This is a genomic window from Thiocapsa roseopersicina, assembly GCF_900106925.1.
GTDB lineage: Bacteria > Pseudomonadota > Gammaproteobacteria > Chromatiales > Chromatiaceae > Thiocapsa > Thiocapsa roseopersicina.
Map to the genome: position 1 here is coordinate 1 of NZ_FNNZ01000050.1, position 13,858 is coordinate 13,858.

The 13,858-nt window shown below is 62.2% G+C and carries 10 protein-coding genes and 6 pseudogenes; 11 read left to right on the forward strand and 5 right to left on the reverse strand.

Annotated features, from left to right (window positions below; all coding sequences use genetic code 11):
* A partial coding sequence (locus BLV04_RS24675; RefSeq protein WP_139192031.1) for a transposase occupies positions 1–152 on the forward strand: 152 nt, incomplete at its 5' end.
* Positions 153–1,097: 945 nt separating this feature from the next.
* Here BLV04_RS24675 and BLV04_RS26150 read toward each other — a convergent pair.
* A pseudogene (locus tag BLV04_RS26150) lies at positions 1,098–2,053 on the reverse strand (IS1595 family transposase).
* A 284-nt stretch (positions 2,054–2,337) separates the two neighbouring features.
* On the opposite strand from BLV04_RS26150, the gene BLV04_RS23460 reads away from it, so the two are divergent.
* The 3 genes and pseudogenes from BLV04_RS23460 to BLV04_RS23470 all read left to right on the forward strand — a co-directional run.
* Positions 2,338–2,604, forward strand: a complete 267-nt coding sequence (locus BLV04_RS23460) for an NHLP leader peptide family RiPP precursor (RefSeq protein WP_245732016.1) — start codon at positions 2,338–2,340, stop codon at positions 2,602–2,604.
* Between the two features lie 430 nt (positions 2,605–3,034).
* Positions 3,035–3,904: a PhzF family phenazine biosynthesis protein gene (locus BLV04_RS23465; RefSeq protein WP_245732017.1), complete on the forward strand. Its 870-nt coding sequence runs from the start codon at positions 3,035–3,037 to the stop codon at positions 3,902–3,904.
* A gap of 92 nt (positions 3,905–3,996) precedes the next feature.
* Positions 3,997–4,248, forward strand: a pseudogene (locus tag BLV04_RS23470) (transposase); the annotation flags it as partial.
* A gap of 848 nt (positions 4,249–5,096) precedes the next feature.
* Here BLV04_RS23470 and BLV04_RS23480 read toward each other — a convergent pair.
* A pseudogene (locus BLV04_RS23480) lies at positions 5,097–6,151 on the reverse strand (IS110 family RNA-guided transposase).
* 146 nt (positions 6,152–6,297) lie between these two features.
* On the opposite strand from BLV04_RS23480, the gene BLV04_RS25385 reads away from it, so the two are divergent.
* The 3 genes and pseudogenes from BLV04_RS25385 to BLV04_RS25800 all read left to right on the forward strand — a co-directional run.
* Positions 6,298–6,777, forward strand: coding sequence for an IS110 family transposase (locus BLV04_RS25385; RefSeq protein WP_217633788.1), 480 nt, complete (start codon positions 6,298–6,300; stop codon positions 6,775–6,777).
* On the forward strand, positions 6,774–7,640 hold the full coding sequence (locus BLV04_RS23485; RefSeq protein ID WP_217633789.1) for a transposase: 867 nt from the start codon (positions 6,774–6,776) through the stop codon (positions 7,638–7,640). The genes BLV04_RS25385 and BLV04_RS23485 overlap by 4 nt, the downstream gene beginning before the upstream one ends.
* A 2-nt stretch (positions 7,641–7,642) precedes the next feature.
* Positions 7,643–8,564, forward strand: a pseudogene (locus BLV04_RS25800) (IS3 family transposase); the annotation flags it as partial.
* A 394-nt stretch (positions 8,565–8,958) separates the two neighbouring features.
* Here the strand turns inward: BLV04_RS25800 and glcF are convergent.
* Positions 8,959–10,257, reverse strand: coding sequence for a glycolate oxidase subunit GlcF (gene glcF, locus BLV04_RS23495; protein WP_093038477.1), 1,299 nt, complete (start codon positions 10,255–10,257; stop codon positions 8,959–8,961).
* 806 nt (positions 10,258–11,063) lie between these two features.
* On the opposite strand from glcF, the pseudogene BLV04_RS25805 reads away from it, so the two are divergent.
* From BLV04_RS25805 to BLV04_RS26170, 3 genes and pseudogenes are all read left to right on the forward strand, one after another.
* Positions 11,064–11,484, forward strand: a pseudogene (locus tag BLV04_RS25805) (transposase); the annotation flags it as partial.
* A gap of 107 nt (positions 11,485–11,591) precedes the next feature.
* A complete protein-coding gene (gene tnpA, locus BLV04_RS23500; RefSeq protein ID WP_093038479.1) occupies positions 11,592–12,020 on the forward strand; it encodes an IS200/IS605 family transposase in 429 nt (142 codons plus the stop codon).
* 90 nt (positions 12,021–12,110) lie between these two features.
* Positions 12,111–12,233, forward strand: a pseudogene (locus BLV04_RS26170) (IS1595 family transposase); the annotation flags it as partial.
* A gap of 104 nt (positions 12,234–12,337) precedes the next feature.
* Here BLV04_RS26170 and BLV04_RS23505 read toward each other — a convergent pair.
* Positions 12,338–12,562 (reverse strand): hypothetical protein, encoded by a 225-nt coding sequence (locus tag BLV04_RS23505; protein ID WP_175534784.1) that lies wholly within the window; start codon positions 12,560–12,562, stop codon positions 12,338–12,340.
* A gap of 147 nt (positions 12,563–12,709) precedes the next feature.
* Here BLV04_RS23505 and BLV04_RS23510 point away from each other — a divergent pair, with 147 nt between their 5' ends.
* On the forward strand, positions 12,710–12,898 hold the full coding sequence (locus BLV04_RS23510) for a hypothetical protein (RefSeq protein WP_093038482.1): 189 nt from the start codon (positions 12,710–12,712) through the stop codon (positions 12,896–12,898).
* A gap of 321 nt (positions 12,899–13,219) precedes the next feature.
* Here BLV04_RS23510 and BLV04_RS23515 read toward each other — a convergent pair whose 3' ends face one another.
* Complete coding sequence (locus tag BLV04_RS23515; RefSeq protein WP_093038484.1) at positions 13,220–13,786, reverse strand: LysR substrate-binding domain-containing protein; 567 nt, start codon at positions 13,784–13,786, stop codon at positions 13,220–13,222.
* Positions 13,787–13,858: the final 72 nt, after the last annotated feature.

The following is a 13,858-nucleotide window of genomic DNA, read 5'->3' on the forward strand; positions in this document are numbered from 1 at the left end:
GCGCCCGCGTCGAACATCCGTTTCACGTGATCAAGAACCTGTTTCGTCATCGCAAGGTCCGCTACAAGGGCCTGGCCAAGAACCGCGCGCAGCTCAAGGTGCTGTTCGGGCTGGCCAACTTGGTTCTGGCAAAACCTGCGTTGTTGGCCTGACGCACCCGAGGTGCGCCCGGCCTGCGCCGCCGGTCGAGGTCAAGCCACCCATGCAACACTTAATGTGTCTGAAAGGGGCGCGGCTTGCGCCGATAAGCCACGTTAAGTGTTGATGCGGCGAACCCCCGGTACGCTCCTGCGGGATATGGCCATTGATCAGCGGTTCCTTAAGGGTCGGCAGGTTCTCGTCCAGCCAATGAACTACGGCTCGATCATGGACTCTTATCTCCCCCGAAGAGGCCAATCGAGACGAATTGGATCTAGCGCCTGCGCTGTTGAGCGGGATCCAGCGGCGTTGACCCGGCGGCTCATAGCCAGTCCGCTGCGCTGGATGCAGGCTGACGTCGAGTTCCGCCGGGTTATCGGACACGACGAGCGTCGGACTCGCCGGGATGCCGCGATCGGCGGCACTGAGACCCTGCCAATGCTCGAACAGCGCGACTGCTCTGTGCCCCAAGCTCCACGTCGATTTGCAGTGCACGGCGGCCACGTCCCGGACTCTCACCGCCGCCTTGATCGGCCGTCCCTTGGAGGATACGCCTGTTCGGGCCGAGACTTTCGGGGACCCTCGTCTTCGGCTCCTGCCGCCCCTGGCGCTGGCGCGTCGGGCGTCGTCTCCTGTCCCATTCCCCCTCGGTTTGAAGGTCGTCTTGTTCTGCTCTCTTTATTAAGCACCGCGGTCTCGGTGCGAGGCTGCCCAATCGTTTCCGCGTGTCACCGGACCTCCTGCGCCAGCGCTTCGATCGACATCACCAGCAGCTCGACCTACGGACTGTGCTCCACGTCGGGGATTGCGGGGAGTTGAATCCGGTTGGACATGCTAAAGTGCAGCCGAAGGGGCAGGGTCAATCTCATGGCGATACGTTTATTGATGTTTTCAGAAGAATGATATTATTGCCGCGATTTTTTGAGAGGTGATTAGCGTCGTTCCTCAGCGAGATCATTTCACGCCGTGCGGACGGCGCCCTGGCGCAGCCATTTCTCGGGGCTGGGCGCGGTTCGGACGCCGGCATGGAGGAGTCGCCCGACCAGCGATGGCAGATCGAGGCGGCGATTGAGGCGATACTGCGCCTCGGCGAGGTCGCGCGCCAAGTACTTGTGGACATTGACATGGTGATCGGTGCCCCGGATCGCGGTCTTGAGGTTGGAGATGACGGTATTGACCCAACGGAACGCAGCGATCTCGCTGGATTGGCGCGGGCTGACCACGATCGCCCCGTAGGCGGCGACGTGCGCCCCGGCGCAACGAGGCTCGCGAAGGCGTCGGTGACGAGGTGCGTGTCGGGATCCAGCGCCTTGCGCACCCACGCGCGCAGCGTGTCGCCCTTCAGATCGGGGAGCGGGTCGAAGCGCACATGTTGGGGATGACCGTCGTCGTCGACTTCCACCGCGGCGATGAACACGGCCTTGCCTTCGGCACCGCGTCCGCGTTTGCCGCCGCGGCGCTTGCCTCCGACGACGGCATCGTCGGCCACGACCACGCCGGTGAGAAGTCGGCCGGACTCGCGCTCGGCCATGGCTTCGAGGAGTTTGTGCTTGAGCCGCCAGGCAGTGCGGTAGCATACGCCGAGATGCCGTTTGAGCGACAGTGCCGAGAGGTTGTTCTTGTTCTGCGGCACCAGGTACATGGCTTGAAACCATTTTGCCAACGCCAGCTTGGAGTTCTCGAACAGCGTCCCGCACGTCAGCGAGGTCTGGACCCGGCACTGTGCACACTGCCAGTACTCCCGCCCGTCGGCCTGGAACAGGCTGTGTGCCGTGGCTCCGCAGTGCGGACAGACGAAGCGCAGCGGCCACCGCGACGCCTCCAGGGCCGCCGCGCACTGGGCTTCGGTGCCGTAGCGTGCGAATAAATCGTCCAGGGACATGCCCGGCTGGAATTGAATCGGGTTCTGCGGCATCGCCGTTGGCCTCGCTGCGGGTGGAGATGCCCGTTGTGTGCGCCGAGGGGTGGCTCAATCCGTGAGCCCGCCGGCTCGACAATCGCCGGCTGAGGCACGACGCTAATCACCTTTTGAGATGTTACTCTCGGCATGCCTTCGACAAAGGGATCTCCTGTCCAAGGTCGCCATGCAGGGCATCGACATTCGCTTAAAGCAAAACCCGGAACTCCCGAAATGGGGGATCCTGATCCAACCGGCAGACTGGGTATGAATGCTCAAGTATATCGCCTGAGCATTAACTGATGGAACAAGCAATGACTGATCAAGAGAAATTATTGTCACAGATCAGCGCCAGATGCTGGAGTGATCCGGCCTTCAAGCAGCAGCTTCTATCTGATCCCTACGGGACGCTCAGGTCTGAGGGGGTGAATGTGCCCGAGGGGATGCGAATCAACGTAGTCGAGAATACGGAAACGGTCTTCAACTTCGTGATAACTGCGAAGCAAATTGATACACCTGATGAGCTGTTTGGCTGGCGTTGCGGCAAGAATTATTGGGAGGTATGTTGAAATGGAAAGCTCGGGCTACTGCGGCGGCTTGAGCGTTCTTTCGTAGTCTGGATTTTCCAAGCAAAGAAACTTTGGTATACAGAGCAACCTTGGTGGAGTGACAGTTGGCGGAAAACTGATGACCGCTGCGCCAGGCCGCCTGGCAATCGCATCAATCGGGGCTCATTTTGGGATGACCTGATGGAGTGTTCTGATCCGCGGACGGTGGCCGCTCAAAGAGGTGCAGAATCCAGGGTAACTTGTTATCGGCCGATGATTCAGTGATAGAACGGTTCCGCCCGAACTTTCAGGCTGCGCCAGCTTGTCATCGGTTGCGGTTCGGCGCATGCATGATTTCCCTCCTATCCTGCTGGAGCTATACAAGAATATGGTTGCGGCTAGAAGATCCTCCTGTCCACGCAAATAGACGCGCACAACAATGACAAACCCTTTGTACATCGTCGATGTTTTCGCCGAGCGGCCCTATGCGGGCAACCAGTTGGCGGTGGTGATTGGCGACAGCCTATCTGATGAAACGATGCAACAGGTTGCGGCAGAAATGAATTTCTCCGAAACCACGTTCGTCGCGCCTGCGCTTGCTGAGGATGGAAGCTATCCTGTGCGCATCTTTACGCCGGCCCGCGAACTGTCCTTCGCCGGACACCCCATTCTGGGTACAGCCTGGGTGCTCCGCCAATACGTGGACCGGCATTCGGACGGGCCCCTGTTGCTTAATCTGGCAGTGGGGCAGGTTGCTGTCGCCTTCGAAAGTAGCGCCGGGCTCGGAGACGTGTCCTGGTTCCGGGCGCCGCCGGCAAAACTCGGTGCGTTCTGTCCCCGCGAACCCATGGCAGCTGCCTTAGGACTCGCGGCGACTGACATTGCTGACAACAGCCCCATCCAACAGGCCACTGCCGGGATATCGGCGATGATCGTGCCGCTGCGTGATCTCGACGCCCTCCGGCGCTGCCGGCTGGACCTCGCCGCCTATGCGCCGTTGGCCGCTCAGGGTTTCCCTCCGCTTGTTTACCTATATTGCCACCAGACGCATCAGCAGGACAACGATCTCTCTGTGCGCTTTTTCTTCGAAGCGCACGGCATTCGGGAGGATCCGGCGACGGGCAACGGTGCATCTTTCCTAGGCGCCTACCTTCTCGCGCATAACGTGTTTGGCCGCGATAATCTCTCGCTGCGCATCGAACAAGGTCACGAAGTCCTCCGTCCGTCGCTGGTGTTGCTGCGGGCGCTCAGGCGAGGGGATGAGCGTGAGGTCAGCGTGGGCGGACGGGTTATTCCGGTTCTACGCGGCGTATTACTGTGATAGCTTAGTTCTGCGTTGTCACATTAGTGAGGTTCCCCCGAAATTGAGTCTTCCAAGGGTGACGTAGACTGTCTGTCACACTGGAGACGATGATGCAGAAGATTCCCAAGCAAGCATTCACCGCCGAGTTCAAGGAACAGGCGGTGAAGCGGGTGAAGGACGGCAAGCGCGTGAGCGCGGTGGCCAAGGAGATGGGTCTGGTCGAGCAGACCCTGCGCACCCGGGTGAAGGCGTTCGACGTCGGCACGCTCAACGGCGTGGGCGCAGCGAAAGTGACGCCGGAGGCGATGGAACTGTCGCGTCTGCGCGCGGAGAACGCGCGGCTCAAGCGCGAGGTGGAGATCTAAAAAAAACCTCCTCTGGGCGCGCCCCGCTCCTGTAGGCGCACAAACTCCTTTCGGCATAGACTTGGGTCGCCTTCGAGGGCCGAGGCCGTCTGCTTTTTGGTGGCGTTGACCCCGTAAAAAAACGTGGCCCGGGGACCGTTGCGAGTCTGCGTGTGGTGACGCCGTTTGGCGATCCCGAATAGGAAGGTGATTGATCTCGCTGTCTCTGCTCTCGATCCTGTTCTACTGTCGAGGGCCATGTCATGAAGCCGATCCCGTCCAAGAAGAGCCGTCGCGCCGAACCGCTGTCCACCGTCAATCCCCGTGCGGCTGGGATTGACGTCGGTGCACAATTCCATGTTGTTGCCGTCCTGCCGGAGTGCGATGCCGAGGCGGTGCGCACCTCCGCGAGGCAAGGAGAGCGGAGCGAGGCCGAGCGGCCCCCGGTAGGCGTCGGCGCGTGCGTGCCGCCGCAGTGGCGAAGCGGACGTAGTCGCGAAGCCGCGAAGGCGGTATGCAAAGCGCATCGGACACGCCGTCAAGCCATATATGGTCCGCCCCGCGATGCAAGAGGAACCCATCGTGTTGCTGAAGGCGTTGTTGCAGCCATATATCCGACATCGTTGTGAGTGACCGTTGCCGGCCCCCGTGCCCTGATGGAATCCGCGCGCATCCCCGTCCTCATCATTCGTTCAGTCTCGGCAAACGCCGACTCATGGCTTGAACAGGTTTTCGGGAATGCAGGACAGGCCTTTCATGCCATCACTGTCAGGTTCACTCTTCGCAACTTGTGGTGACCTATGCTCGGTTTCTCCCGCGTGTCTTGTTGCCGGCCGGTCGACAGGACGGCGCGACCCGGGTCGGAATCAGCCGTGTGCCGGGCTCCCCTTGGCGGGATCGTAGGCGTGGCCCGTCGTCATCACGGCATCGGCGACGCGGGCAATCTTGTTGGCCAAGGCGACGATGGCGACATTGGTTTGGCGACGCCCTTCAGGGTTGCCGCCCAGCGGCTGACGGGGTCCTCCTTGGACTCGACCCGGCGCAGGACGGCGCGCGCTCCACGGATGAGGAGGTTGCGCAGATAAACATCGCCGCGCTTGCCGATGCCCGGCAGGCGCTCGCGTCCGCCGGTGGAGTGCCGGCGCGGCACCAGCCCGATCCAGGCGGCGAGAGCACGGCCATTGCCGAACACCTGCGGGTTCTCTCCCGCGGCGGCCAGCAGGGCGGTGGCCGCCTGAGCGCCCAAACCGGGAATCGTCATCAGCCGTTGCGCCGTCGGATCATGTTGCGCAATGGCCTGAATCCGTGCGTCATCATGCCTCACCCGCTCATCGAGGTGACGCAACTCCTCGGCGAGCTCGCTCAACTCCGCCCGGAATCGCTCACTCAAGCCGTTCTCGGCGTCCTCGAGACTCTCGGGGATACGCCGCATCACGGCCGTGCGCCCTTTGGGAATCTCCACGCCGTATTCCAGCAGCAGACCGCGCACCTGGTTGATCTGGGCGGTTCGCCGCTCAACGCTCAGGCTGCGCATGCGATGGATCGCTTGAATGTCCTGCTGCTCGACGCTTTTGACCGCCACAAAGCGCATGTTCGGACGCTGCACCGCCTCGCAGATCGCCTTGGCGTCCACCGCGTCGTTTTTGTTGGATTTCACGTACGGCTTGACGAACTGTGGGGCAATCAAGCGCACTTCATGGCCAACCTCGCGAAATACCCGCGCCCAATGGTGCGCGCTCCCGCACGCCTCCATCGCCACCAGGCAAGCCGGCAGATTCACCATGAAGGCGCTCAACTTCCCGCGCGTCACTTTCTTGCTGATGACCTGTCGACCCTGCGCATCCACGCCGTACACATGCACGCTGTTCTTGGCCAGGTCGATGCCGATCGTGACAACGGGCTCTTTGCTGCACTCTGCCATTGGTCTGCTCCGCTACCTCGGTTGACGATGCGTCAAACACATCGCTCATTGTGCCCGCTCAGGGCTCGTTGGAGGAACGGGGCGGACCATCCCATTATTCGTCGCAGGGCCGTGCGCAGCCCGACCGCGCCCTTCTGGCGCACGTCGTGGCGCAGCACGGCCCGGAGCGGGGCGAACCGGGGCCAAAACAGGTCGTCGCCAAGGAGCGAGTCCGTCCGGCCGCAGGAGCCCCCGGACGGATTCAAGAGCGACACGCGATTTTCCGATTCCGGAGCTTCACCGGCGATCTGCATCGCCTCGCGGACTGGCTGGTCGCCTGCCGGATCGCGACGGTCGCCATGGCGTCGACGGGGGTGTACTGGATTGCTCTCCACGAAATCCTCGAGGCACGCGGGATTCGCGTGGTCGTCGCCAATGCCCGCGACGTCAAGCCTGTGCCGGGGCGCAAGACCGACGTCAACGACGCCCGGTGGCTGCAACAACTGCATGCCTATGGCCTGCTGCGCGGCAGCTTTCATCCCCCCGGCGACATCGCGCCTTGCGCGCCGACCTGCGCCGGCGCGAGCGTCTGCTCGACTGTGCGGCCTCCCATATCCAGCACATGCAGAAAGCGCCGACGCAGATGAATCTGCAACTGCACCACGTCGTCTCCGACATCACCGGCAAGACCGGGATGCGCATCATCCGTGCGATTCTTGACGGGACACGGGATCCGCAGGTGCTCGCGAGCTATCGCGACGGGCGCTGCAAGGCGTCGGTCGAGACCATTGCTCAGGCGCTGGAGGGCAACTATCGACCCGAGCACCTCTTTGCCCTGGAGCAGGCGGTGGAGCTCGATGACGCCTGTCAGGAACGGGTTATGGCCTGTGATCAGCGCATCGAAACGGCGCTCGCACAACTGGCACCACCCGAGCCGCCGGCGGATCCGTTACCCGCCCCCCGGCACAAGACCCGCCAGTCCAATGCCCTCGCTTTCGAGGTTCGCCAGGCCCTCCATGCCGTCATCGGCGTGGATCCGACGCAGATCCACGGCATCGGCCCCTCTCTGGCACTCAAGCTCGTCGGCGAATGCGCAACCGTCCCGTCCGCCTGGCCGACCGCAAAGCATTTCACCTCCTGGCTGTGCCTCTTGCCCGGCAACACGATCTCGGGCGGCAAGGTACTCTCGGCGCGCACCCGCCGCTCGCACAATCGCGCCAGTGCCCTGCTGCGGTTGGCGGCCGTCAACGTCGGCAAGACCGACAGCGCGCTCGGCGCCTTCTATCGTCGCCTGGCGATGCGTGTGGGCAAGGCCATGGCCGTCACAGCCACCGCACGCAAGCTCGCCGTGCTTTTCTACAACACGCTTCGCCATGGTATGGACTACAGCGATCCGGGAGCGTCCGACTACGAAGAACGCCATCGCCAACGGGTGGTGCAGAACCTCGAGCGTCGCGCCAAACAGCTCGGTTTCACCCTCAAGCCCGCTCCGCCAGCCGGAGTTTCTTAGGAAGCGACGGCGTACTTCGCGCGGGATGCGCCGTGAAGTACGCCTAGATCGCTGCGCACCGCGACGGCTTCGCCCTGAGCGCGCTGTGTGATGTCCTCGACGTGAGTGTCGGCGGCGACCGGGCCTGGCAGTGTGGCGGCACCGGATCGCCGTGGGCTGACGGATGCGCAGATGCCGGCCCTGATCCGATCCATCCATGCCGAGCTCAAGGGTGCTTACGGCAGCCCGCGGATAGTGCATGAGCTGCGCGCACGGGGCTTCTCTGCGAGCAAGGCAGGGTGGAGCGGCTGATGCGTGAGCACGGCATCCGGGGGCGCCACAAGCGCCGCGACAAGGCCACGACCGAGACTCCACACACGGCCTGCCGGTGGCCGACAACCTGCCTGCGCGCGACGTCACCCCGAGCGGCCCGAACCAGGTCCGGAGCGCCGACATCACCGACCTGTGGACGGATGAAGGCTGGCTGTACTCGGCCATCGTGCCGGGCCTGTTCAACCGCGAGGTCGTGGGCTGGTCTCGCTGAAGCCGCGCATGACGGCCGATCTCGTCGGCGACGCGCTGACCATGGGTTGGTTTCGACGCAAGCCGCCCCGGGGGCTGATCCACCATTCCGATCGGGGGAGACAGTACGCCAGCCATGCCTTCCAGGCCAAACTGGACGAGTAAAGCATGGTCTGCTCGATGAGCAGCAAGGGCAATTGTCGGGACAATGCCCCGACCGAGAGCTGGTTCAACAGCTTCAAGAGCGAGCGTGTCTTCGGGGAGCGCTTCGCCACCCGCGACGCCATGAAGGCCACCGCCTTCGCGTACATCGAGGTGTTCTACAACCGCAAGCGTCTGCATTCCACCCTCGGTTACACGTCCCCGGCGGGGTTTCCTAAGGACTGGATCAACACTCGGGAGGAAGAACAACAGGTCGCATGAACCCCTGCCCTTGGAAGACGAAAAACCGAGGGAACCTCACCTCTTAGCCGAGCGCCGTGAACGACTTTGCTCGAAGCCGCTCTTGAGGGTTACCAAACGCCAACCGTCTCAGCAGCGCCGCCCGCCGGCGAGAGGCATGCCATGCTCAAGCGCTCCCCTCACGCGTCCGCGCCGGTCCCGAACGATGCCGGGCGTACACCGAGGGAATTGCTGCGGCTCCTCGACCCGCCTTGCGCCGCCCGCACGCTTGCTCGTAAAGTTGCCCATGGCAAACCTCTTCGTTGCTGTTGCGTGTCTGAACAGCCACATTTTCAGCAACGATGAGCCGCCTTCCAAGCCTCTCGGCGCCTCGGGTCGGGGTCATCCACCAGAATCGATCATAGCTCTCACGACGTCAGGACATCTGTGCGGGGAGAAAGCTGTCCTCAAGCAATTCTACCCAGTGATTGACCGGCACCGGCGAGGCCTCTGCCAGATGGTTTAGGCAGCCGATATTGGACGTCGCAATGCCTTGGGGGCGGCACGACAATAGGGTGTTGAGCTTTTTCTTGCGCAGCGATTCGGAGAGTTCACGCTGCAGGATGGAATACGCGCCCGCCGAGCCGCAGCACATGAATGGGTAGCTGACGCGCACCAGCTTGTATCCGGCACGATTAAGCAGTTCCTCAACTACGCCATTAAGCCGCTGTGCGTGCTGCAGGCTGCAGGAGGATTGGTAGGCAATACGCCGCCCCTTGTGATGGTCCGAAAGGGCTGGCCCCTCCTCATTTCGCCACTCTTCGGAGACCACTTCGGCGATGTCCCGGGTCAGCTCGGAAATGCGCCGGGCTTTCTCACTGTAATTCGGATCGTCGCGCAGCAGGTGCCCGTAGTCCCGGAAATGCGCGCCGCAGCCGCTGGCGGTCAAGACGAGAGTTTCGGCGCCCGCTTCAAACAGCGGCCAGAGTGAATCAATGTTGTGTCGCATGTGCGCGCGCGCATCTCTCATCGCGCTCATGTGTTGGCTGAGCGCCCCGCAGCAGCCGTCAGCGGCCGGGATCAGACGGATACCGAAGCGGTCGAGAACTCGTGCAGCCGCGGCATTGATTCCCGGTGCTAGGGTCGGCTGGACGCAGCCCTCCCAAACGACCATGGTCCGGGCATGGCTTTGGCTTGGCCAATGGCCAGCGGCGCGCCTTGTGGGAATCCTCGCGCGCAGACCAACCGGCAGAAATCGGCGCAGAGCCTGGGTTGTGCGCAGCACAGCAGTGAATCTTGAGCGGTGAGGGAGTGTCGTATTCAAGGCTCGGCGCCACGCACGCTCCATGAGGGAGCGCGGCATCTCTCGTTCGACAAGTTCACGGCCGATGTCGAGCAGACGCCCGAAGCGCACCCCCTCGGGGCAGGCGGCTTCGCAGGATCGACATGTGAGACAGCGGTCGAGATGCATCTGCAGGTTGGCGGCGAGCGTCTTTCCCTCCAGGGTCGTTATGGTGTAAGCGGGTGGCAGCAAATCGGCGCTGGGCGTCTTGCCCTCCAATAGATGCTGAATTAGATAGATGCGTCCTCGGGGTCCGTCCCACTCGTCGTCTAGCAGGCGGAATGTGGGGCAGACGAAAGTACATTGGCCGCACTGCACGCAGGGCGAGATTACCTCTTGTCCCTCGCGGCCTATGGCTGTGTCTTGGTACTTTTCCGCCAGTTCTATCTGCATTTCAACGCTCTAGGTCGGATTTTCCAGGGATGTCACCCGCCGAAACTGGCGTCGTCCAGGGCCGTGGTGACCGCGCATCAATGTGCAGAACATATATGGCTTGGTTTCGCAGCATTGATTTTACCCATTATCTATCTCGCTGATAGAGCCTTGTCCAAGACCAAATTCTAATTTGCTTGATAGACTGCTCCTATAGCTAGTCCTGATTACCAATGAGCCTCAGTCAACTTGACCAGGCGACAGGGCACGGGCGGGTTGCGCGCGGCCGACGCCGAGGCGCGGCAGCATAGGTCGAAGCTGCGATTGAACCGGTAGCAGAGCTCCGCGAGGTAGTGCGGCAGATGTTGGGGGCTCGCCTAATGGTACGTGCCATTCATCGCGGTCTTCACGTTGCCGAGGATAGTGGTGACCCCACTTGCCCTCGGGCACCTCGACGCCGCCCGCGCCGCTGCCGGTCACCATGGCCTGGTGCTCGATGCCCCGGGATACCGCGAAAGCAGGCGGAGGCTGTCGCTGACGACGATATGTCGGGGTGAATGAATTTGACGGCCCATGCCGCCAGCTCGGTCTTTCGGAACCCCTCGACCACGCTCATGCGTAGCGCGATCGGGTGGCCCTCGTGGTTCTTGGCCACCGCGGCGACGAAGGGGGCCGTGTCGGCGAGCGTCGTCCGGGCGTCTCGCGGTGACACTCCCGCCCCAATAGACGCCGTCGATTTCGATCACCCCGGTCAGTTGCAGCTCGGCGTCGCGCTCGAGCTTGACCTGCAGAAGCTTGTGCCTGATGCTCCAGGCCGTGGGGTAGGAAAGACCTCAAGATGGATGGTCGAGCGCGAGGCCGCCACGGTGCTGTGCGGAACCGTGCAGGTCGACGACGCCTACCTCGGCGTTGAACTCGTCAGCGGCACCGCGGGAAGGGGCTCTGAGAACAAGGTACCCTTCATCGCCGCTGTCTCGGTCAACGATCAATGCGCGCCTGTTTCATCCCGGTGTCCGGCTTCTCCCGAGCCGCCATCGCCGCACGAGCAAGCGCGAACCTCGCCCCCAGCAGCACCGTCGTCTCCGATGGCCTGGCCTGCGTCGCCGGCGTCACCGACATCGGCTGCACCCACCAGCCGACCGTCGTCGGGACGGCAAATCCAAGGACTTGCCGATGTTTCGCTGGGTCAATACCGTCCTCGGCAACATCAAGAACGGCTTCAGCGGGGTTTGCCACAGCTTTGATTTCGATATGTAAGGTTCAAACCCCCCGCCTTTCAGGCGGGCAGATTTCATCTACAGCCCTCTGGCTGTTAGGGTTGGGGGACTTACCCTGAACCCGCGCCGAGGTTTCAGATGAACTATCGGTACGGTAGTCACACCGTCTTCAAGATCGAGTACCACTTCGTGTGGGTGACTAAGTACCGCTACAAAGTGCTGCGTGGCGATGTCGGGCAGCGGGTCCGCGAGCTGGTGCGCCAGACCTGCGAGGCGTTCGGGATCCGCATTCTCAAAGGGGTGGTGAGTGCGGACCATGTGCATATTCTCGTGTCGGCACCGCCGGACGTGGCGCCGAGCGAGATCATGCATCGGATCAAGGGGCGCAGCGCGAGCAAGCTGTTCGAGGAGTTTCCGGCGCTGAAGAAGCGCCACTGGGGTCGGCATTTTTGGGCGCGCGGGTACTTCTGCGCCACCGTGGGGGAGATGACCGAAGCGATGATCGCGGAGTATCTGGAACAGCATTTCGAACCTGACCCGGCGCCGGAGTTTAAGGTGGAACCTTAAGACGCGTCGTTCAGTCGACGCGTACCCGGACTTTCAGTCTGTAACGCAAACCTACCGGTTTAGCCGGTGGTTGTTTAGTTCAGCAAGTATTTCCGCAAGTATGCCGTTTGTTACCTCGGCGCGATCGGCTATCGCTTCAACCGCCGCTTCGATCTGCAGGCACTGCCGCCCCGCCCGTTGGTGGCAGCGAAAGCTTGCGGCCCTCGCCCCGAACCATGGATTTGGCGCGTGGTGGACGTTCCTTGCTTATCAGGCTTGCCCTTGATGCCGAGGTCGCCCGTGAAGCCGATGGCCTCGGCGATGATGTGCACCGCCGCTTACGAGACGTGGATGTTGAGGTCCATAATCAGATGCCTGTGTGTGGCGACATCGAAGGAGGCGATGAGGGTCAAGGTGCCGTGACGGATGTCTTCGAACTCGCCTCGCTCCGCCCGCCCTCGGCGCATCGGCAGTGTCGGGGCAGCCCGCTCGGGGGCCTGCACCCCGGTCATTTCGTCAATGCTGCGCGTCTGGATCTCCGCGGCAGCACGCTCGGGCGCCAAGCGGTCGGTCTCGCAGACATCGCGGCATTTGTCCTAGAAATGCGCATCGTGCGGGCTGTTGATCCAGCCCAGCCACGGGTGCGATGCGGTTTCAGATCGACCTCGCGCAGGAAACGACCGATCCAGCGGGCGGAGATCTCCGCGACGATGCCGCGCGCGATCGCCTCGGCGAGGGCGGCGTGGGTTCAGTGCGTGATGGGCAAGCCGGCGTCGCTCGGGTTCTCGCAAGTCGGCGCGATGATCGCGCAGATCTGCTCAAGCGTGAACGTCGCAGGGGTCCCGACGCGGCAAATCAGCCAGTCGCTCCAGGAACGGCCGGCCCACGGTGGCCGTTGAGCGAGGGCTCCAACGCTGGATGGCACGCCCGAGGCGCAACTGCTAGGCGGTTTCCCGTACACCCGTGCCGCCAGCGCCGAGCAGAATGATCCGCGCCAGTGTCACAAGACTTCGCGGCGCGGAGTGCTGGTCAGGTCAATGGGCGCAGCAACACAGCACGCCATGGTGAACACGTCGACACAGTTGAAGATGAGCATTGATGTCATGTTACCGTGCATACTTTACAAACGGCATCAGAATTTCCACTCTGCAGCTAGTTGTTCTTTCTGAATTGAGCTGAGCCAGGGGCCCCGGCTTGAGGCCGAATGTAAGTGAAGGACACTAAAAGTGTTTAGTGCGGCATTGGGTGGAGGTCAAGTTCGACGCCAACTGCCCAAACGCAAAGGTGGCAGGGCTCTTGTAGGCGTTCTTGCGGAAGAAGAGGCTGATAATGTGGCGGGGCAGTTCAGGAGTCATCGGGATCTGATGCAGCCTAGGCTGAGCGGAGCAGATGACGTCCGGGAGGATGGTGGCCAGGCGTCCGAGGCGGACGACGTCGGTGATGAGGCTGACGGAAGTTGCCTCCATCGCGATAGTGAGTTTGATGTTGTTATTGAAGCAGAAACTGTCGATGTGACGGCGCAATGCATAATTGGTGTTGAGCATCACCATCGGTTCGCGACTCAGCACTTCGATGCTGTTCAATGGCGCCGTTGCGTGGGCTAGATCATGGTCGCAGCCGACGGCGAGGCTGAGACTCTCGATGCAAAGCTCCTGGGCGTCGATGTCGTCGGGGTGCTTTTCGGTGGCAAGTGCGATGTTGAAGTTGTAGCAGACCCCCACGTCGATACGGTCCTCCGTCAGTGCGATAGCGATGTCGTCCTGATGAGTACGGCCACCTTCCCTGATGGGTTTTTCCTCTTAAATCGTCAACTTGTATGAGGGAGAGCGGTGGGCCTCCCTCGGGGTGCTTGAACAACA

What these genes read in the sequence shown, in the direction of transcription:
- BLV04_RS23460 (WP_245732016.1), top strand. Translation starts at nt 2,338, where the DNA reads ATGGAACAAGCAATGACTGATCAAGAGAAATTATTGTCACAGATCAGC.
- BLV04_RS23485 (WP_217633789.1), top strand. Translation starts at nt 6,774, where the DNA reads ATGAATCTGCAACTGCACCACGTCGTCTCCGACATCACCGGCAAGACC.
- glcF (WP_093038477.1), bottom strand. Translation starts at nt 10,257, where the DNA reads ATGCAGATAGAACTGGCGGAAAAGTACCAAGACACAGCCATAGGCCGC.
- tnpA (WP_093038479.1), top strand. Translation starts at nt 11,592, where the DNA reads ATGAACTATCGGTACGGTAGTCACACCGTCTTCAAGATCGAGTACCAC.
- BLV04_RS23510 (WP_093038482.1), top strand. Translation starts at nt 12,710, where the DNA reads ATGCCGCGCGCGATCGCCTCGGCGAGGGCGGCGTGGGTTCAGTGCGTG.